This window comes from Plantactinospora alkalitolerans (genome assembly GCF_015690345.1).
GTDB lineage: Bacteria > Actinomycetota > Actinomycetes > Mycobacteriales > Micromonosporaceae > Plantactinospora > Plantactinospora alkalitolerans.
The window spans coordinates 1-18,722 of the sequence record NZ_JADPUN010000039.1 but is presented as its reverse complement, the minus strand read 5'-3'; the positions used below and the strand labels follow the sequence as shown (position 1 = coordinate 18,722).

At 71.1% G+C, this 18,722-nt stretch carries 16 protein-coding genes; 8 read left to right on the top strand and 8 right to left on the bottom strand.

Features of this window, described 5'->3' with window-relative positions; genetic code table 11:
* Together I0C86_RS01880 and I0C86_RS01875 are read right to left on the bottom strand one after the other, a co-directional pair.
* A partial coding sequence (locus I0C86_RS01880; RefSeq protein ID WP_196199424.1) for an NAD-dependent protein deacetylase occupies positions 1 to 881 on the bottom strand: 881 nt, incomplete at its 3' end.
* A gap of 58 nt (positions 882 to 939) precedes the next feature.
* Positions 940 to 1,656 (bottom strand): cellulose binding domain-containing protein, encoded by a 717-nt coding sequence (locus I0C86_RS01875; protein ID WP_196199423.1) that lies wholly within the window; start codon positions 1,654 to 1,656, stop codon positions 940 to 942.
* Positions 1,657 to 1,939: 283 nt separating this feature from the next.
* Between I0C86_RS01875 and I0C86_RS01870 the strand changes: the two genes are divergently transcribed.
* On the top strand, positions 1,940 to 2,374 hold the full coding sequence (locus I0C86_RS01870; RefSeq protein WP_196199422.1) for a hypothetical protein: 435 nt from the start codon (positions 1,940 to 1,942) through the stop codon (positions 2,372 to 2,374).
* A gap of 550 nt (positions 2,375 to 2,924) precedes the next feature.
* Positions 2,925 to 3,317 carry a cupin domain-containing protein gene (locus I0C86_RS01865; protein ID WP_196199421.1) on the top strand — a complete coding sequence of 131 codons (393 nt, stop codon included), beginning with the start codon at positions 2,925 to 2,927 and terminating at the stop codon, positions 3,315 to 3,317.
* Positions 3,318 to 3,322: 5 nt separating this feature from the next.
* Here the strand turns inward: I0C86_RS01865 and I0C86_RS01860 are convergent, their stop codons facing one another.
* The 3 genes from I0C86_RS01860 to I0C86_RS01850 form a co-directional block, all read right to left on the bottom strand.
* Positions 3,323 to 4,795, bottom strand: a complete 1,473-nt coding sequence (locus I0C86_RS01860) for an MGH1-like glycoside hydrolase domain-containing protein (protein WP_230393376.1) — start codon at positions 4,793 to 4,795, stop codon at positions 3,323 to 3,325.
* Positions 4,796 to 4,857: 62 nt separating this feature from the next.
* A complete protein-coding gene (locus I0C86_RS01855) occupies positions 4,858 to 6,063 on the bottom strand; it encodes a threonine synthase (RefSeq protein WP_196199420.1) in 1,206 nt (401 codons plus the stop codon).
* Between the two features lie 119 nt (positions 6,064 to 6,182).
* Positions 6,183 to 7,307 (bottom strand): DNA polymerase ligase N-terminal domain-containing protein, encoded by a 1,125-nt coding sequence (locus tag I0C86_RS01850; RefSeq protein WP_196199419.1) that lies wholly within the window; start codon positions 7,305 to 7,307, stop codon positions 6,183 to 6,185.
* A 73-nt stretch (positions 7,308 to 7,380) separates the two neighbouring features.
* Between I0C86_RS01850 and I0C86_RS01845 the strand changes: the two genes are divergently transcribed.
* Both I0C86_RS01845 and I0C86_RS01840 read left to right on the top strand, forming a co-directional pair.
* On the top strand, positions 7,381 to 8,169 hold the full coding sequence (locus I0C86_RS01845; protein ID WP_230393375.1) for an aldo/keto reductase: 789 nt from the start codon (positions 7,381 to 7,383) through the stop codon (positions 8,167 to 8,169).
* A 158-nt stretch (positions 8,170 to 8,327) separates the two neighbouring features.
* Entirely contained in the window at positions 8,328 to 9,344 is a 1,017-nt protein-coding gene (locus I0C86_RS01840; protein WP_196199418.1) for a hypothetical protein, read from the top strand.
* A 155-nt stretch (positions 9,345 to 9,499) separates the two neighbouring features.
* Here I0C86_RS01840 and I0C86_RS01835 read toward each other — a convergent pair whose 3' ends face one another.
* Together I0C86_RS01835 and I0C86_RS01830 are read right to left on the bottom strand one after the other, a co-directional pair.
* On the bottom strand, positions 9,500 to 10,630 hold the full coding sequence (locus I0C86_RS01835; RefSeq protein WP_196199417.1) for a GH12 family glycosyl hydrolase domain-containing protein: 1,131 nt from the start codon (positions 10,628 to 10,630) through the stop codon (positions 9,500 to 9,502).
* A gap of 243 nt (positions 10,631 to 10,873) precedes the next feature.
* Entirely contained in the window at positions 10,874 to 11,800 is a 927-nt protein-coding gene (locus I0C86_RS01830; RefSeq protein ID WP_196199416.1) for an IclR family transcriptional regulator, read from the bottom strand.
* Between the two features lie 54 nt (positions 11,801 to 11,854).
* On the opposite strand from I0C86_RS01830, the gene eda reads away from it, so the two are divergent.
* The 4 genes from eda to ctaD all read left to right on the top strand — a co-directional run bounded on the left by eda (position 11,855) and on the right by ctaD (position 16,994).
* Positions 11,855 to 12,514: a bifunctional 4-hydroxy-2-oxoglutarate aldolase/2-dehydro-3-deoxy-phosphogluconate aldolase gene (gene eda, locus I0C86_RS01825; RefSeq protein WP_323373418.1), complete on the top strand. Its 660-nt coding sequence runs from the start codon at positions 11,855 to 11,857 to the stop codon at positions 12,512 to 12,514.
* Between the two features lie 117 nt (positions 12,515 to 12,631).
* Complete coding sequence (locus I0C86_RS01820) at positions 12,632 to 13,729, top strand: sugar kinase (protein ID WP_196199414.1); 1,098 nt, start codon at positions 12,632 to 12,634, stop codon at positions 13,727 to 13,729.
* 223 nt (positions 13,730 to 13,952) lie between these two features.
* Positions 13,953 to 15,059 carry an FAD-dependent monooxygenase gene (locus I0C86_RS01815; protein ID WP_196199413.1) on the top strand — a complete coding sequence of 369 codons (1,107 nt, stop codon included), beginning with the start codon at positions 13,953 to 13,955 and terminating at the stop codon, positions 15,057 to 15,059.
* 174 nt (positions 15,060 to 15,233) lie between these two features.
* Positions 15,234 to 16,994 (top strand): aa3-type cytochrome oxidase subunit I, encoded by a 1,761-nt coding sequence (ctaD, locus tag I0C86_RS01810; protein ID WP_196199412.1) that lies wholly within the window; start codon positions 15,234 to 15,236, stop codon positions 16,992 to 16,994.
* 189 nt (positions 16,995 to 17,183) lie between these two features.
* On the opposite strand, the gene I0C86_RS01805 is transcribed toward ctaD, so the two are convergent.
* A partial coding sequence (locus tag I0C86_RS01805) for a hypothetical protein (RefSeq protein WP_196199411.1) occupies positions 17,184 to 18,722 on the bottom strand: 1,539 nt, incomplete at its 5' end.

The window sequence follows — 18,722 nt, the reverse complement described above, 5'->3', positions numbered from 1 at the left end:
TGACCGGACCGGTGGCCGAGGGGCGACGGGTCGGGGGTTCGGGCCGGGGGAAGGAGCCGGACCAGTTCGGGTAGCACCAGGCCGAGTGGCGCGTCGACGGTCAGCGAGGCGTAGTCGTCGCCCCGGGTCGCCCCCTGATTGATGATCACCACCGGGATGTCCAGTTTCGCCGCCCGGACGACGAACCGTCGCCCGGACATCACCGTCAGGGACGACCCGAGGACCAGCAGCAGCCGGGCCCGCTCGACCAGGTCGAAGCAGGTCTGGACCCGCTCGGCGGGAACCGATTCGCCGAAGAAGACGACGTCCGGTTTCAGCATCCCGCCCGGACACGCCAGACAGTCCACGGTGCGGAAGTCGGTGACCGCCTCGTCGGGCAGCTCGACGTCGCCGTCCGGGTTCACGGTGTCGTACCAGGCGGTGAACCGGGGATTGGCGGCCCGCAGCCGGCGGTCCAGCGTCTCGCGGTCGCTGGACCCGCCGCAGCCCAGGCAGATCACCCTGGCCAGGCTGCCGTGGAGTTCGACGACCGACCGGGCACCGCCCGCCTGGTGCAACCCGTCCACGTTCTGGGTCAGGATGCCGGCCAGCAGTCCCCGCCGGTCGAGTTCGGCCACCGCCCGGTGACCCGCGTTCGGGGTGGCACCGGTCACGGTGCGCCAGCCGAGGTGGCTCCGGGCCCAGTAACGGCGCCGGGCCACCGCGTCCTGAACGAACGTCTGGTACGTCATCGGAGTGTGCCGGCGGAGCGCCCCGCTCGGTCCCCGGTAGTCGGGAATCCCCGACTCCGTCGACAGGCCCGCCCCGCTGAGCACCGCGACGTCGCCACCGGCCAGCAGCTCTGCCAGCGGCCCGTAGCGCTCGGCTGTTCGCGTGTTCACCCCTCCATGCTGCCTCGCCGGCTCCGGAACCGGTGGGCGGGCCCGGAGCCGGCGTGCGTCACTGGAGGATCGTGCAGACCCGGCCGGGCTCGACCTGGAAGTCGCCGGGTGGGGTGAAGGTCCCGGTGTAGCGGCCGTTGAATCCGAAGTTCTGTGGGACACCGGGCGGGATGGATGGCGAACCGTTCCATCCCGGTGCCGTGATCGTGGCCCGGGTGCCGCTGCGAGTGATCGCCGAGTTCCAGCCCTGGGTGATCCGGAGATTCGTCGCGATGGTGAACCCGACGGTCCAGCGGAGGACCGGATCGGCGCCGGACCAGACCAGCGTGCCTCGCACCGTGAAGCCGCCGTACTGGTCGGCGCTGATCGAGACGGTGCAGTTCCAGCCGGCCGGCTCGGGCAGGGTGGTGAAGGTCACGGGTTCGGAGAGCGGGCTCAGGGTGTAGCCCGACCCGGCCAGCGCGGCGGCGCGTACCGCGACGGTGTACTCGGTGTTCGGCGTCAGGCCAGCGAGGGTGTACGAGTTGAACGGCATCGACACGAAGCCCTGCCACTCGCCGTCGACCAGCCGCAGCATGCTGTAGCGGAAGACGGGGCCGACGGGCCGTTCCCAGGTCAGCGTGGCGCCGGTCGAGGTGAGGTCGGTGACCACCGGTTGGCCGGGTGGAGGCAGCGGGATCAGCGGATCGGCGTACGCGGGGGCTGCCGACAGCGGCAGCAGCACGAGTCCGAGGACGGCGGCGAGGAGTCGGGTGGGCAGCTTGCGACCAGGCATGCCAAGAGCCTTTCTGGGAGTACGACTTGCTCCAGCGCCCGGCCCCAATTGACGTTCATCAAACTACGTCGTGGCGTCGTTGTCCAGACGACGTGTCCGTGATCGGACAGACGTACTAACTGTGGTCATACGTTGACAGAGAGTAATCTCGGTCGCAGGCACGCAGCGCGACCGGCACGGATCCATCCGGCCCGACCCACCAGGTCAGCCGCTCGCCGTACCGCTGTCGCGATCCCTCGTCACCTGGGTCGGAGACCGACCCGCCCAGCAAGGAGCCACCACCATGCCCGAAGTCAGCGAGGCCAGACAGCCCGACACCAGCGAAGCCAGGCATTCCGCGATCGAACAGCCGCCCGCCACCGGAACGGAGGCCGAGGGCCTCGACGTCCTGGCCGTACCCGCCACCGCCGCCGGGCTGCCGGCGACCGCCCAGGGCCACTTCGCCGTGGTCAACACGAACGGGACCCTCGCCCGGGGGTTCGGGGCGGTCTCCTCCGTCCGGTTGGCCGTTGGCCAGTACCAGGTGGTGTTCATCCAGGACGTCACGAGATCGGCCTTCACCGCCACGATCGGCCTGCCCGGCAGCGTGGGCGGCTCCCCGCCCGGCGAGATAGCCGTGGTCGGCCGGGCCGGCGTCCCCAACGGTGTCTTCGTGCAGACCTGGAACAGCGCCGGCACCCCCGCCGACCGCTCCTTCCACCTGCACGTCTCGTCCTGAGTCGCGCGTGCCGACATCGGGTCGGCGCGCCACCGGCGGACGTCACTCGCGCCACCAGCCGAACGTCATTCCGGCCAGGCAGTCCCCGCCTGGCCCCGGTCCCTGCGGCGCGGCCCGGCGTCGCAGGGACCGGCGGGATCCGGCGGGATCCTCCGGATCGGGTGCGGGAGCCACTGTGGACACGAGACGCGTGAAGACAGGCAGACGCGCGTAAACGCGAGACGTGGAAGGCGGGTACCAGCTTCCGAGGCAGGGTACGCACGAGCGCGCGGCGCCGCCTGATGGATCATGGCGTCGCCGCGCTCTGGCCGTCTCCCGCCCGCGCAGCCCAACGGCGGTACGCCCGGCGGGGACCTGGCTCGACCGGTTCGGCGGGTGCCGTTCCGGCTGGTTGTGGGGTTTCCCACCGTCCTCGAAACCAAACCTGAGGCTGGCCGGAACCTGCTAAGGAGATCCCCGGCCGCCGGCAATCGCCGCCGCCGTCCCGTTCGGTACCCCAGACGCGTGGCCGCGCGTTATCCGCCGGTCTTCAAGGGGTAAGGAACCGCGCATGGAGCACTACACGATCGCCACCGTTGCCGAAAAGAGCCCGGACTTCCGCCGGGTGTTGTGGACCGGCAAGCACACCCAGTTGGTCATCATGACGATCCCGCCGGGCGGCGAGATCGGCGAGGAGGTCCACGAGGACACCGACCAGATCCTCACCTTCGTCAGTGGAACCGGTGAGGCGCAGGTCTCCGGCCAGAAGCGCCAGGTGGCCCAGGGCGACCTGGTGGTCGTACCGGCCGGGCGGAAGCACAACTTCGTCAACACCGGCCCCAACCCGCTGGTCCTCTACACCGTCTACGGCCCGCCGGAGCACGCCGACCAGGCGGTGCACCAGACGAAGGAGGAGGCCGACGCGTTGGAGGAGGCGGGCAAGGACGAGCCGCCGAACAGCTGACCGGGTCAGGCCGGCGGGTCCGGATCGGCGAGGAGATCCAGGGTGAGGGCCGCGGTCCAACTGAACGCCGGGGAGCCGATCCCCGCGGCGTTGCCGGGGTGGAAGTACTCGTAGTACCCGGATCCTCGGACCAGGTCGAGCAGGGCGGCCCGCACCGTGCCGGCCAGCTCGACCTGCCCGTGCGTCCGCAGCCCGCGCCAGAGCAGCCAGTTGATGTTGGACCAGACCGGGCCGCGCCAGTACCGGAACGGGTCGAAATCGGCGGCGGTCCGGTCGTAGCTGGGCACCGGCATCCGGGCGGAGACCCCGAACCGGTCCGATTCGAGCACGGCCACCAGGCTCGCCACCTGGACGGCGGGCAGCTCGGGCAGGATCAGCGGCAGCAGCCCGTTGACGCACCGGGCGGGGTTGCGCCGGCCGGTGCGCACGTCCAGGGGATGGAACATGCCGGTTTCCGGGTCGAAGAGCCGGTCGACCAGTAGCCGCGTGATCGACGCGGCACGGGCCCGGTGCACCGCCGGGTCGGCACCGACCACCTCGGCGATCCGGGCCAGTGCCAGCTCCGCCGCCCCCCGCAGCGCGTTGAAGCCCGGACACTCGACCAGGAACGGGTGCCGCGGCCCCAGGTCCGCATCCCGGTAACCCCCGTCCCGGTACGACAACGCGATGGTCAGGTACCGGGCATAGTCCTCGTCGGTCGGGCGGTGCTTCGAGGCGACCACCTGGTTGTCCCTGCGGGCGTACCGGCGGAGTACGTCCGGCGTCACCGGTACGGCGGCGAGCGCCTCGTCCCAGGACGGGCTGTTGTCCAGGCCGGACTCCCACGGATGGACGATCGCGCTCAGCCCCGCGCCGCCGACGTCCCGGGCGGTCGCCAGATACTCCTGCTGGGCGACGAGGCGGGGGTACAGCCAACGCAGTTCCTCGGCGGCGGCGTGCCCGGGTGCGCGCCGGTAGATCGTCCAGGCGCCGAGGGCGTGCACCGGAGGCTGCACGATTCCGCTGCTCAGCCTTGCCGGGCCGCCGTTCGTGCCCGCCGGTGCCGAGAACGTCCGGTCCGGGGTGCCGCCGGCGTTACCGTTCGGCCGTCCGCCGTTGCCACGGCCCGAACCGACCGGTCCGCCCTCGCCGGCCCAGAAGGTCGGACCCGGAAAGTAGTCGCGCTCGGTCACCCCCGGGTCGAAGACGATGTGCGGCACCCGCCCGTCCGGCCACTGCGCCTCGAACAGGCTGCGCAGGTCACGCCAGGCCCGGTCGGGTGCCGTGTGGGCCAGCCCGATGCTGATGAAGCCGGCGTCCCAACTCCACTGGTGCGGGTAGAGGGTGCGGGAGGGCACGGTGTGGGTACCCGTCCAGTTGGCGGCAAGGATCGTGGTCGCCCCACGCCACAGCGCCGCATCGGCCTCGCCGAGCTGGTCCGGCACGCCATCGGGCCCGATCGACCCGGTGTTCCGGGCGGGCTTCGCGACGAAAGACATAACCACTCAACGCCTTCTGGTCGGAGACGTCGTTGTCAAATTTCGGTCCACCGTCCGGGCGTTCACCGGGGAACCACCGGCAGGCCGCCCACGTCGACGGTCTCCGGATACTTGAGCCCGGCCCCGGTGTTCAGCACCACCACCCGCTCGTCCGGGCGGATCCAGCCACCGGCCCGCAGCCGCTGGGCGGCGGTCAGGCAGGCCGCCCCCTCCGGGCACAGCAGCAGGCCCTCCCGGGCGCCGAACTCGTGCAGGTCGGCGAGGATCGACTCGTCGTCCACCGCGATCGCCGTACCGCCGGTGTCCCGCAGAGCGTCGAGGATGAGTTCGTCGCCCAGCGGTGCGGGCACGTTGATGCCGAACGCGACCGTCGAGGCGTCGGCCCACGGTTCGGCCCGGTTCGCGCCGGCACCGAAGGCCCGCACGATCGGGGCACAACCGGTCGACTGTACGGCCACCAGCCGGGGCAGGGCGTCTCCGATCCAGCCCAGCGTCCGCATCTCGTGCAGCGCCTTGTGGATGCCGATCAGTCCCACCCCGCCACCGGTCGGATAGAGGATGACATCGGGTACCTGCCAGCCGAGCTGCTCGACGATCTCGTACCCCATGGTCTTCTTGCCCTCCAGCCGGTACGGCTCCTTGAGGGTGCTGACGTCGAAGATCTCCCCGCCCGGTGATCCGGACGAGGCGGCGATCAGCTTGCCGACGTGCCGGCCGGCGTCGCCGATCAGGCCGTCGATCAGGTGGAGTTCCGCTCCGGCGGCCACGCATTCCCGGCGGGTGATGGTGGGCGCGCCGAGTGGCATCGCGATGGTGGCCCGCATTCCGGCCCGCGCGGCGTAGGTGGCCCAGGCGGCTCCCGCGTTGCCGTTGGTCGGCATCGCCACGTGTCTGATGCCCAGCTCCCGGGCCCGGGACACCCCGACCGCCGCGCCCCGGGCCTTGAACGAGCCGGTCGGGATCAGGCCCTCGTCCTTGACCAGAAGGTTGGGCAGGCCGATCGACCCGCCGTAGCGCGGGGCCGGCAGCATCGGAGTCCAGCCCTCGCCGAAGGTGGTGACGTGGGCGGCGTCGGCGACGGGCAGGAGTTCACGGTACCGCCAGAGATCGGCCGCCCGGCCCGCGAACGTCTCCGGCGCGACCGCCCGGCGCACGCCGTCCAGGTCGTACCGGGCCAGCAGCGGAGAGCCGCACGAGCAGAGGTTCTGCGGCCGGTCGGCGTCGTGGGCGGTGTCACAGCGCGGGCACTGCAGGTGCGTGAGGTACACCGGATGGCCTCCAGTACTCGGGTTCTTCCATGATCCCCGTCGAGCCGATGTGACTGGCCGGTATCCGATGCGTGCCGGGTCACTTTCGCGCCGGGATGCTCAGTTGTCGGTCGGGATGCTCAGTTGTCGACGGCCAGCCAGCGGCGCGAGCGCCGGCCGGGAAGGTAGCCGGCGTCCAGCCGCTTGGCCACCACGCCGGCCAGACCCTGTTCCCGGCTGGCGTCGAGCGCGTACCGGCCGCCGGCGGAAAAGAACGGCGGTGTCTGCCAGTGCGCCCCGGACAGCGCCAGCCCGTCGAGCAGTTCCCGGCGCTGGGCGTAGGGCAGGTCCAGGCTGGCGGTCCCCTCCAGCCAGAGCAGATCGAAGATCAGATACTGGGTACGGTCCCGGCCCGTGCCGCGCCGGCCGTCCGGGCCGGGTGCCGGGCGTACCCGGCCGGCGTCGTCGAAGGTCACCAGTTCGCCGTCCAGCACCGCCTCCGTCGGAGCCAACTCCTCGGCCAGCTCACGCAACTGCGGGTACGCCGACGTCAGATCGTCGTCCGTGCCGGAAGTCAACCGCAGCCGCCCGCCGGAGACGTACCCGATCGCCCGGACGCCGTCCCAGCGCATCTCGTAGCCCCACGCCGCGTCGTCGGCCGGCAGCGTCGAGGCGGTGCCGGCCCGCATCGGGCGGACCAGGTCGGGCATCGGGGTCCAGCCCGGCGGGGCCGGGTCCAGCCGGCGGATGATCCAGTCCCGGCCGCTGTCGCCCGCGTCGGCGCTTCTCCGGTCCGGCGTCCTGTTCCGGTCCGGCATCCTGTTCCGGTCCGGCGTCCTGGTGCGGCTGGTCCGGAACAGGACGTACCGTCCGGAGACGCGCTCGCCGCGCAGGTCCACCAGCACCTCGTCGGCGTGCCACTTCTCGCACCGGTAGTGCCCACGGTCGAAGATCGTCATCCGGCCCCCGCCGTACTCGCCGGCCGGGATCTCGCCGTGGAAGTCGAGGTACTCCAGCGGGTGGTCTTCGGTGTGCACCGCGAGGTGACCGTGCCCCGGCTCCCGGGGCAGGCCCCGGGGCACCGCCCAGGAGGCGAGTACGCCGTCCCGCTCCAGCCGCAGGTCCCAGTGCAGCGCTCGGGCATGGTGCTGCTGGATGACGAACCGGTCCCCGGACTCCCCGGCAGCCGGTGCGGGCTCCGGCACCGGTTCGGGAGTACGCGCCGGATCGCGCTTGCGGCGGTACGCGTCCAGCCGGTCACCCATGACGCCATTGTCCGTCGACTTCTCCGGGCGTGCCGGGATGCATGGTCGGAGCGGGCCGGGGTAGGACTGCTCCATGACGTCTGCCACCGCCCAGCCCACCGCCCAGTTGCCCGGCGAGGTCCGGATGCCGATGCTCGGCTTCGGCACCTGGCAGATCTCCGGCCAGAAGGCGTACGAGGCGGTCCGCGAGGCACTCGACGTCGGCTACCGGCACATCGACACCGCCACCATGTACGGCAACGAGGACGAGGTCGGACGGGCGATCCGGGACAGCGGGGTGGCCCGGGAGGACGTCTTCCTCACCACCAAGCTGCCACCCGAGCGGGCCGGACGGGAACGGGAGACGATCGCCGCCAGCCTGGCCGCGCTCGACACCGGCTACGTCGACCTGTGGCTGATCCACTGGCCTCCCGGAAACGATCGGGCGAGCATCGCCACCTGGCGGGAACTGCTCGCCGTCCGGGACGAGGGTCTGGTCCAGACCGTCGGGGTGAGCAACTACGACACCATCGAACTCGACGTGCTGATCGAGGCGACCGAGGAGGCCCCGGCGGTCAACCAGGTCCGGTGGGGGCCGGCCCTGCACGATCCCCGACGACTGGCCGAGAACCAGGAGCGGGGCGTGGTGCTGGAGGGCTACAGCCCGTTGAAGACCACGGACCTGCGCGATCCCGTACTGGTCGAGATCGCGCGGGCGCACGGGGTCACGCCGAGCCAGGTCGTGCTGCGCTGGCACATCGACCACGGCATCGTGGCGATCCCGAAGTCGGCGACGCCGTCCCGGATCCGGGAGAACTTCGACATCTTCGGGTTCTCGCTCGGCGACGACGAACTGCGCCAGCTCGACGCGATGGGGCGCTGAGTCCGACTCGGTACGGCGGGCGATTCAGCCCGGGGGTGCTGGCGCGACTACCCTGGCCGGCAGCCACCGCCCGGGTCGACGCGCGCCGTCGCCGTCGCTCGCACCACGCCGCCCGGAGCGGGAAGGCTGGATGCGGCGGGGCTAGGGAGAGGCGCGGGATGTACGACCAACTGCTCGGCGGGGAGCCCGGCCGGCCCGGTTCCGGTGATGGTGGTCCGGAGCCGGACTTCGTCACCTGGCTGCTCTATCTCGACCGGTGCGAGGATCCGGTGTGGCTCGGCGGCTTCGCCCGGTGGTGGTACGACGAGGCGTGCCGCGCGCTGCTGCCGTTCGTACATCCGGACGGCGCGGCCGAGCCGGCCACCTCACTGACGGCCTTCGAGCTGGACGCTGCCGGGCGGGGTCGGCGACGTCGACCGGGGCGGTGGACCGAGGGGATGACCGAGGACTGCTGCCAACTGTCGGCGCGCTGGTTCGACGTGGCGCCGAGCGCGACCGCCTCGGAGATGGACATCTTCCTCGCCCGGTTCGCCGGCCGCCGTCATATCCGGTTGCAGATCTCGATCGGGTTCGAGCAGCGGTCCGGGCGGCTGCCGCTGGTGCTGCCGGCACTGCTGGATCTGACCCGGCTGGTCGCCGACGCCACGGACCCGGCGTACGGCGAGATCGTCGTCAACGCCGGGATGCTGTCGCCGGCCACGATGCTGGACGCGGCGCTCGGCCGCTCGGCGGAGTCCTCGGCCGAGGAGAGCCGGACGTACCTGCGGGGCTACGAGTGGGTGACGGTGTGCCCGGCGGAGCTGACCCGCCGGTTGGGCGGGCCGAACCGCCTGTGGGCGTCGGGCGCCTTCGCCGAGGTACGGCCGCTGAGGCATGGCGGTGTCCTGCTACGGGCGACGGACGATCCGTTCGAGTACCGGGCGGACCGGGTACGCGCGGCGTTCCACGCGCTGGCTCCGGTGCTTCCGCCCGGACGACCCGGCGCGCTGCCGACCGTGCCGCCGGCCGGCTCGGCGATGCTGTCGGCGGTGCCCGGAGTGCTGGCTGGCGATCCGGGCGGGCATGACCTGAGTCGGGTGGTCTTCGCCGATCCCCGCAGCGCCGGTTCGCCCGTTCCGGGTCAGCGTGTCGAACTCGGGCCGGGTGTCCCGTCCTCCGGTCCGACCGCCCGCTGACTCCGTTCGGCGTCCTACCGCGATCGACCGCGGCCCGGTCCGGCGTCGTACTCGGTTCGGCACCGTGCTGCGGCGGAGACGGCGCCCGGCTCCGGTCAGTGATGACCGGAGCCGGGTGGGATGCGCTCGCCGTAGCCGGAGTTACGGGGTTCGGGTCAGGCCCGGGAGCAGGTGGAGCCGTTGAGGGTGAACGAGGTCGGCGACGAATAGCTGCCGTTCAACGTTCCCTGGTATCCGAACGACGCGGTGGCGCCCGGTGCGATGCTGCTGTTGTGGCTGATGTTCCGGGCGGTCACCGCTGATCCACTCTGGGTGACGGTGGCGTTCCAGGAGTTCGTGACCTGCTGTCCGGAGGGCAGGTTGTAGTTCAGCGTCCAGCCGTTGATCGGGCTGGAGCCGGTGTTCGTGACGGTGACCGAGGCGGTGAAACCGTTGTTCCAGGAGTTCGCCGTGTAGGCCACCCGGCAGCCGCCCGGCTGACCGGTGGGCTGACTGGTCGGTTGACTGGTGGGCTGCTGGTTGCCGCCGCCGTTGACCGACGCGGAGAACGAGTTGACGCCGAGTCCGGTGCCGCCCTGCCACGGCTCGAAGCCGGCCTGGATGCTGGTGAGGTACCAGGAGTTGGTGATCGCGCCACGGTTGCGGACGTCGTTGATGAAGTCCAGCACGCTGAAGTTCCAGCTGTTGATCGGGGACGACGCGACGTACGAGATGACGTTGTTGCCGCCGTTGTTGCCGCGCCACACGTCCCAGGTACGCCCGCCGACGTTGCCGCTGCCCACCGACGATCCGATCGGCTGGATCGAGCCCTGCCGGTTGAACCAGATCATGATCTCCATCTGGTTGACGCCGTCCCGCTTCGGTTGCGGGTCCAGCCAGATGTCGTAGGAGGCGTTGTAGGTGGCGCCGCCGACGAAGTTGTAGCTGATGCTGCTGCTCGCGCTGCTGATCTGGCTCACCTGCATCGGCAGGTTGGTTCCGGGCGAGCAGTTGGTGTAGTGGCAGCCGAAGAAGATCGACGGGTACGAGACGGGCGCGCCACTGGTGCTGCCCTGACCGTCCTGTCGGGTGATCGAGAAGCCGTTGTTGGTGACGTTGATGCACTGCTGGGCGGTGGTGCCCCAGCGGTTGTTCTGGACCACGTACCGGCCCTGGATGGTGGTCGAGCCGTACTGGTCGCAGATCTGCACGTCGGCCTGAGCCGGGCCGGCGGAGGTGAGCACGGCGATCGAACCGGCGACGAGCAGGCCGGCGATCGCCGCGAAGACGGGGACGGGACGTCTCATGATGCTCCTTGGCGTGGTGAGTGTCCGTGGAGTTGGTGGGGGTGCCGCGAGGTGCCGGGCGTGCGGCGGTGATCCCTGGGGAGCGCTCCCATGGCAGCTAGTGACACATTTACATGCTTGATATCGGAAAGCAACTCGGGCGGTGCCTCCGGCGGACCGTTCATGCCGATGATCCGGTTTTGGCGCCGGATTCGGCGGGTCGAACGCCGTACCGTGGATCGGTGCCGTTGGGCGGTGTGCCGCTCAGGCTCCGGCGAGCAGGCTACGGGCGGCGCGGACCTGGCCGACCGCGCCGCGCAACGCCGCGACGATCCGCTCCTCGCTTTCCGTGCCGAGCCGGGCGGCCGGCACGGAGAGGCTGATCGCGTCCACGGCCGGGGAGTGCAGCGGAACCGCCATCGCGAAGCAGACGATGCCCTCGGTGTTCTCCTCCCGATCCACCGCGTAGCCGCAGGTCCGGATGGTGGCCAACTGCGCGTGCAGCAGCGAGGGATCGGTGATGGTGTGCCGGGTCAGCGGGGGCAGCGGCCAGTTCAGCAGCCGGTCGACCGCCTCGTCCGGGCGTTCGGCGAGCAGCACCTTGCCGAGCGCGGTCGCGTGCGCGGGCAGGTGCCGGCCGATCGCGCTGTACAACCGCAGCGGATGTACGGACTCGCGTTTGGCCAGGTAGACCACGTGCGGCCCGTCCAGTCGGCCCAGGTGCACGGTCTCGCCGAACCGGCTGGCCAACTCGTCCAGCACCGCCGACAGCAATCCGGTGGCGTCGTCCGCCTCCAGGTAGGCGGCGCCGACCTGGAGTGCCCGTACGCCGAGTCCGAACCGGGTGCCGGTGACGTCCGCCTCCACCCAACCGCGCTGGATCATGGTGCGCAGCAGGCCGTGCAGACTGCTCTTCGGGATCCCCAGGTCGCGGGCCAGTTCGACAAGTGAACGACGCCGGGGCGAATCGGCCAGCGCCTCCAGTACGTCGAGGGTCCGGCCGGCCGACTTCACCGGCTGGAACGCCTCGACCGCCCCGGTGGCGTCGACCGCCCTGGTGGCGTCGGCCGGGCCTACGCCGTCGGCCGGATGCCCGGCCCGGCTGCCCGGATGGCCGCCCGGACGGCTGCCGTCGGTCCGGGTGGGCTTGTCCGGCAGCGGCTCCGTGTCCCTGGTCGTGCCCGTCGTCATGGCGGCCACTCTAGTTGGCTTGACAGCGCGGGGGAGCGAAGTAGGGTCGCGTATGTGACCACCGTTCAAGATGATGAACAGATTGCGGATGTATCGGAAACGATCGCCGCCACCCGGATCCTGCCCGTCGTGGTGCTCGAGGACGCCGCCGCCGCCCCGGCGCTGGCCGCCGCACTCACCGCCGGCGGCCTGCGCGCCATCGAGGTGACGTTCCGGACGGCCGCCGCCGCCGACGCCATCCGGGCCATGTCCGAGCGGACCGACCTGCTGGTCGGAGCCGGCACCGTGCTGACGCCGGCCCAGGTCGACGAGGCGGCCGACGCGGGCGCCCGGTTCGTGGTCAGTCCCGGTTTCTCCCCGGCCGTGGTCCGGCACTGCCAACAGCGTGGCCTGCCGGTGTTCCCCGGCGCCGCCACCGCCACGGAGATCCAGATGGCCCTGGACGCCGGCCTGACGACGGTCAAGTTCTTTCCGGCCGAGCAGCTCGGCGGAGTGAAAATGATCAAGGCGTTGGCCGCGCCGTTCCGGTCCGTCAAGTTCATCCCGACCGGCGGGGTCAACACCGGCAACCTCGCCGACTACCTGGCCGTGCCCGCCGTGCTCGCCGTCGGTGGTACCTGGATGGTCGCCCCCGCCCTGCTCGCCGACGGCCAGTGGGACGAGGTGACCCGGCTGACCGCCGCCGCGGTCGAGGCGAGCCGACCCCCGGCCTGACCGAGTCACCGCCGCCCCGGCCGAGGCGAGCCGACCTCAGTCCGACCGAGCTACGCCGGCCCAAGGTTGCCCGAGCCGGCTGACCTTCCGCCCCGTTTCGCCCGAAAGGCCCGTGCAATGCTGACACTCCGATCCGCCGAGGACTGCCGCTACGACCTGGTCTCGCTCGGCGAGGTGATGCTCCGGCTCGACCCGGGCGAGGGTCGGGTGCGTACCGCCCGGACGTTCCGGGCCTGGGAGGGCGGCGGGGAGTACAACGTCGCACGCGGGCTGCGTCGCTGCTTCGGACTGCGTACCGGGCTGGTCTCCGCATTCGCCGACAACGAGGTGGGCCGGTTGCTGGAGGATCTGATCCTCACCGGCGGGGTCGACACGAGCCTGGTGAAGTGGCTGCCGTACGACGGGATCGGCCGCAGCGTCCGCAACGGACTCAACTTCACCGAACGGGGCTTCGGGGTACGCGGCGCCGTCGGCACCTCGGACCGGGGTCACACGGCGGCGAGTCAACTCCGGCCGGACGATGTCGACTGGGATCACCTCTTCGGCACGCTGGGCGTGCGCTGGTTGCACACCGGGGGCATCTACGCCGCCCTCTCCGAGATCACCCCGGAGACCATCGAGGCGGCGATGGCCGCCGCGCGCCGGCACGGCACCGCCATCTCGTACGACCTGAACTACCGGCCCAGCCTCTGGAAGGCGGTCGGTGGCCAGTCCCGGGCCCAGGAGGTCAACCGGCGGCTGGCCCGGTACGTGGACGTGATGATCGGCAACGAGGAGGACTTCACCGCCTCGCTGGGCTTCGAGGTCCCCGACACCGACGACGACCTCGCCGAGCTGGAGGTGGCCAACTTCCAGCGAATGATCGAGGCGGTCACCAAGGAGTACGACAACTTCCGGGTGGTGGCGACGACGCTGCGCACCGTACGCAGTGCGACGGTCAACGACTGGGGTGCGATTGCCTGGTCCGCCGCCAGCGGTTTCGTCCAGGCGACCCATCGGCCCGGACTGGAGATCCTCGACCGGGTCGGCGGTGGCGACAGTTTCGCCTCCGGGCTGATCTACCAGCTGTTGCGCGGCGGTGACCTGGCCACCGCCGTCGAGTACGGTGCGGCGCACGGCGCGCTGGCGATGACCACCCCCGGCGACACCTCGATGGCCAGCCTCAAGGAGGTCGAGGCGCTGGTCCGCGGAGCCGGTGCCCGGGTCCAGCGGTGAGCTGACCGCCGCGCTCGGACCAGGGCGGATCCCACCAACGGAGTCCCGGACCCACCCAACGACGGGTCTACCCGGGGCCGGTGGTCGGCCGTGCTGATCTTGCCGTCGACCGCCTCGACCCGGCCGTGAACTGGGCGCATCCGATCGGATCTACCGGGAAGGCGATAGCGCGGAGTAGTGTCTTGCCTTCAACGCGTGCCGATCCCTCCGGAGGCGTCACCAAATGGCCGGATCCAACCTGCGCATTCTCGTCGTTGGCGCGGGCATCGCCGGTCTGGCGGTCGCCCGTGCGCTTCGGCTGGCAGGGTTCCGGCCGGAGGTCACCGAACGGCTGTCCGGGTACCGAGCGACCGGTGGTGGCATCTACCTGCCCGGCAACGCCGAGCGGGCGCTGCGGGAGATCGGTCTCGACGGCCCGCTGCGGCCACTCGGCCAGGTCATCGGCCGGCAGCGCTTCTGTGACATGCAGGGCCGGGAGCTGTGCGAGGTCGACCTCGGGAAGCTCTGGGCGGGCGTTGGCGAGTGCCGGGCGCTGCCCAGCGCCGACCTGCACCGGGTGCTGCTCACCGGGGCCGGCGGCGAGGTCAGGTACGGCACCGAGATTCGGGCGCTCGACGTCGGCCGCGACACCGTGACGGTGACCTTCGCCGACGACCGCCAGGTCGAGTACGACCTGGTGATCGGTGCGGACGGCCGGGGCTCGGCGGTACGCGCACTGGCCGCGCTCGGCGGCCCGCCCCGGCCGGCGGGACAGGTCGTCTACCGCAGCGTCGTCACCGGCGGACCCGGGATCGCCGAGTGGACCGGGCTGCTCGGCGAGCGGGCCGCGTTCGTCGTCGTGCCGATGGGTGCCGGTCGGCTGTACTGCTACGCCGACGAGGCGGGTACCAAGCTGCCGGCGGATCCGCTGGCCCGGATCCGCGAACTGTTCGGCGAGTACGGCGGTCCGGTGCCGGCCGTGCTGGACGCGGTGGAGCAGGTGCACGTCACGCGTACCGACGAGGTGCAGTTGGGGCGCTGGTCACGTGGTCGGGTGGTGCTGGTGGGTGACGCCGCGCACGCCACGGCGCCGACGTTGTCGCAGGGCGCCGCGATGGCGATCGAGGACGGGCTGGTCCTCGCCCGGGCGCTGTGCCGGTCGATGACGGTGCCGGAGGCACTGGCCGGGTACGAGAGCCGGCGCCGGCCACGGATCAAATGGGTGTTGGACCGGACCCGTGACCGCGACCGGACCAGGGACGTACCGCCGGCACTGCGCGACCCGCTGTTGCGTGACCGTGGTGGACGAATCTTCCGGGAGCATTACCGGTTACTCGTCGCCCAGGCGTGAGCCTGCTGGTCAATCCCGCCGGCGGTGCCGGGAGCGTCTTCCGCGACGCCGCGCACGGGTCAGGTCGTACCCGACGCCGGACCCGCCGCTGGCGGGGACTATTCTGCCTCCGAGGTACGGCCCGCAGATCAACAGCGCGTGCCGAGTGGGACTAACGAGAACCGGAGGCCACTCGTGACCACCGTCGCACCAAAGCCGATCGTGACCCGGCCATGGCCGGTACGCCAGCCGGTCAAGGGCTCGGCATTCGCGCGGTTGCTGCGTACGACGGACGCGAAGCAAATCGGGATCATGTATATGGTCACGGCGTTCGCGTTCTTCATGATCGGTGGCCTGATGGCGCTGCTGATGCGCGCCGAGCTGGCCCGGCCAGGACTCCAGTTCCTCTCGCCGGAGCAGTACAACCAGCTCTTCACCATGCACGGCACGATCATGCTGCTGTTCTTCGCGACGCCGATCGTCTTCGCGTTCGCGAACTTCGTGGTACCGATCCAGATCGGCGCGCCCGACGTGTCGTTCCCCCGGCTGAACAGCTTTGCCTACTGGCTCTACCTGTTCGGCGGAACGCTGGCCCTGGGCGGCTTCCTCACCCCGGGCGGCGCGGCGGACTTCGGCTGGTTCGCGTACACCCCGCTGAGCAATGTCGAGCACTCGCCCGGCGTCGGCGCGAACATGTGGATCGTCGGCCTGGCCATCTCGGGTCTGGGCACGATCCTCGGTGGCGTCAACATGATCACCACGATCCTCACGCTGCGCGCGCCCGGCATGACGATGTTCCGGATGCCGATCTTCACCTGGAACATCCTGGTCACCAGCCTCTTGGTGATCATGGTCTTCCCGCTGCTCGCCGCGGCGCTGTTCGCCCTCGCCGCGGACCGGATACTCGGTGCCCACGTCTTCGACGCCGAGACCGGCGGCCCGATGCTCTGGCAGCACCTGTTCTGGTTCTTCGGGCATCCCGAGGTCTACATCGTCGCGCTGCCGTTCTTCGGCATCATCAGCGAGATCATCCCGGTCTTCTCCCGCAAGCCGATCTTCGGCTACAAGGGGCTCGTCGGCGCGACCATCGCGATCGCGGCGCTCTCGATGAGCGTGTGGGCGCACCACATGTTCGCCACCGGCCAGGTGCTGCTGCCGTTCTTCTCGTTCCTGAGCTTCCTGATCGCGGTCCCGACCGGCATGAAGTTCTTCAACTGGATCGGCACGATGTGGCGCGGCCAGATCAGCTTCGAGACACCGATGCTCTGGTCGGTCGGCTTCCTGGTCACCTTCCTCTTCGGTGGCCTGACGGGCGTGCTGCTGGCCAGCCCGCCGGTCGACTTCCACGTCTCGGACTCCTACTTCGTGGTGGCGCACTTCCACTATGTGCTCTTCGGCACCATCGTCTTCGCGGTGTACGCCGGCATCTACTTCTGGTTCCCGAAGATGTTCGGCCGGATGCTCGACGAGCGGCTCGGCAAGGTGCACTTCTGGCTGACCTTCATCGGCTTCCACACCACGTTCCTGGTGCAGCACTGGCTCGGCAACGAGGGCATGCCCCGGCGGTACGCCGACTACCAGCCGCTGGACGGGTTCACCACGTTGAACACGGTCTCCACGATCGGCTCGTTCATCACCGGTATCTCGACCCTGCCGTTCATCTACAACGTCTGGAAGTCGTACAAGTCCGGCCCGCTGGTCGAGGTTGACGACCCGTGGGGTCACGGCAACTCGCTGGAGTGGGCGACCAGTTCACCGCCGCCGCTGCGGAACTTCGACCGGATGCCCCGGATCCGCTCCGAGCGGCCGGCGTTCGACGCGAAGTTCCCGGAACTGGCCGCCGGTGGGCAGTCGCTCGCCGGCCCGCCGGAGGGCGGCGCCAAGCCGCTGACCAGCGAGTCCGACCACGGCGCCAGCTACACCGAGGACACCGCCAGCAACATCGACCGGCAGTAGCCGACTCGATCCCGCGCCGCGGCCGGTACCGGAGACCCTTCTCCGGTACCGGCCGCGAGCCGTTCCACCGCCGTATCACCGACCGCCTTCCAACCCGAGCAGGTCCGCCGCCTCGTGACCCACGGACGATCGGGCCTGCGGCCTTTCCGGGAAGAAGCTCCGATGCCGGTCAGACGTGCGACGGGTCGGTCAGACGTCCGATGGGTCGGTCCAGGACGCCCGCACGAGTTCCCGTTCCGTGGCGGCGAGGTGGGTGGCCGCCGCGATCCACGCCCAGGCGTACCGGTCCGGATCGGGGTCGGTGAGCCGGCCGAAGGAGTCCCGGCCATGCCGCTCGGATTCGGCGCCCAGCGCGGTGGCGAGTTCGGCGGCCACCGTGAACCCGGCCCGGCGTAGCGGCGCGGTCAGCCCCGAACCGTCCCCCCGGGCGGCCTCCCCGACGGTTCGCCGGCCACCGGCAACGGCGAGCTCCACCAGCCGGCGTACCCGCCACAGGGGAGACGCCGCCACCAGGTCCGGCCCCGGTCGACCCATCGGTACGTCCGGCGGTTCCGCGCCGGCCGGCGGAAGGTGTGCCCCCTGGAGCAGGTCGTACCCGAGATCGGCATGGTCCAGCCACTGCTCCGGCAGGCGCAGCGTCGGCTCGGCCCCGGGCACCGGGCCGACCGCGAGCGGGCGCAGCGTGCTGGCCCGCTCGGTGTCCAGCCGGCCGACCACCCGGATCCGCAGACCGGGCCGGGACGCGAGCCGGCGAAGGTTGGCCAGGTGGGCGAGTTCGGGATGGGAGTCGGCCGGCACGAGCCGGATCACCGGTCCGGTTGCGAGCGTCGGTCGTGTTGCGACCGCTGGTCCGGTTGCGAGCGTCGGTCCGGTTGCGACCGCGGACAGCTCCCGGGCGAGCAGATGATCGCCGGCCGAGCCGAGCACCACCAGGTCACAGCCGAGGAGTTCCGGGCCACCCGGACCGACCGGTGCGGCACCGAGGTGGGCGTCGGAGCCGGTTCCGGCCTGTCCCGGGACGGTGCCGAGCTGGGCGCGTACCGCCTCCGCGAGCGGTCGGGTGAACAGTTCCGAAAGGGGACCCGCCGACCAGCTGGGACCGGCGATCGGGATGGCGCGAACTCCCCGTCCGGCGCCGAGCCGGCCATCCGGTGACACCGTCGCTCCGGAGATCAGCAGACCGCCGCGAGCGAGCTGGGCATGGTTGACGGCCGCCAGCCCCACCTCGACCGCCGCCTTCGCGCAGGCCAGGGCCCGATCCGGACCGCCCGGCTGCACGTCGGCGATGGAGAGCCAACGTCCGTCCTCCGAACGGAGGTGGGTGACCACGCCCGCGTAGCCGGTCGCGCTGATCACCGGCTCACGGCACACTCCGGACACCCGCAGGCCGCCACCCGGGCGGTAGTTGCGTCGACTCACCCCGATCAGGGCCGGGTCGGGGTCGCCGGCGGCAAGCCGACCCGAGGTGAGCAGGACCTCGTGCAGCACCATGACCAGGTCGGCCAGCCGATGACTGTCGTGCCGGGCCCGGGCGGCCCGTAGACCACGTACCGCCCGGAGCGTGGCGTTCTCCGCCCTGGGCAGCCCGGCCAGTCGGGCGCTGTGCGCGGACCGCAGCAGTTCGGCCTGGAGTACGGCGCCGGCGGCAAGCCGACCCGAGGTGAGCAGGACCTCGTGCAGCACCATGACCAGGTCGGCCAGCCGATGACTGTCGTGCCGGGCCCGGGC

What these genes read in the sequence shown, in the direction of transcription:
- I0C86_RS01875 (WP_196199423.1), bottom strand. Translation starts at nt 1,656, where the DNA reads ATGCCTGGTCGCAAGCTGCCCACCCGACTCCTCGCCGCCGTCCTCGGA.
- I0C86_RS01870 (WP_196199422.1), top strand. Translation starts at nt 1,940, where the DNA reads ATGCCCGAAGTCAGCGAGGCCAGACAGCCCGACACCAGCGAAGCCAGG.
- I0C86_RS01865 (WP_196199421.1), top strand. Translation starts at nt 2,925, where the DNA reads ATGGAGCACTACACGATCGCCACCGTTGCCGAAAAGAGCCCGGACTTC.
- I0C86_RS01860 (WP_230393376.1), bottom strand. Translation starts at nt 4,795, where the DNA reads ATGTCTTTCGTCGCGAAGCCCGCCCGGAACACCGGGTCGATCGGGCCC.
- I0C86_RS01850 (WP_196199419.1), bottom strand. Translation starts at nt 7,307, where the DNA reads ATGGGTGACCGGCTGGACGCGTACCGCCGCAAGCGCGATCCGGCGCGT.
- I0C86_RS01845 (WP_230393375.1), top strand. Translation starts at nt 7,381, where the DNA reads ATGACGTCTGCCACCGCCCAGCCCACCGCCCAGTTGCCCGGCGAGGTC.
- I0C86_RS01840 (WP_196199418.1), top strand. Translation starts at nt 8,328, where the DNA reads ATGTACGACCAACTGCTCGGCGGGGAGCCCGGCCGGCCCGGTTCCGGT.
- I0C86_RS01835 (WP_196199417.1), bottom strand. Translation starts at nt 10,630, where the DNA reads ATGAGACGTCCCGTCCCCGTCTTCGCGGCGATCGCCGGCCTGCTCGTC.
- I0C86_RS01830 (WP_196199416.1), bottom strand. Translation starts at nt 11,800, where the DNA reads ATGACGACGGGCACGACCAGGGACACGGAGCCGCTGCCGGACAAGCCC.
- I0C86_RS01820 (WP_196199414.1), top strand. Translation starts at nt 12,632, where the DNA reads ATGCTGACACTCCGATCCGCCGAGGACTGCCGCTACGACCTGGTCTCG.
- I0C86_RS01815 (WP_196199413.1), top strand. Translation starts at nt 13,953, where the DNA reads ATGGCCGGATCCAACCTGCGCATTCTCGTCGTTGGCGCGGGCATCGCC.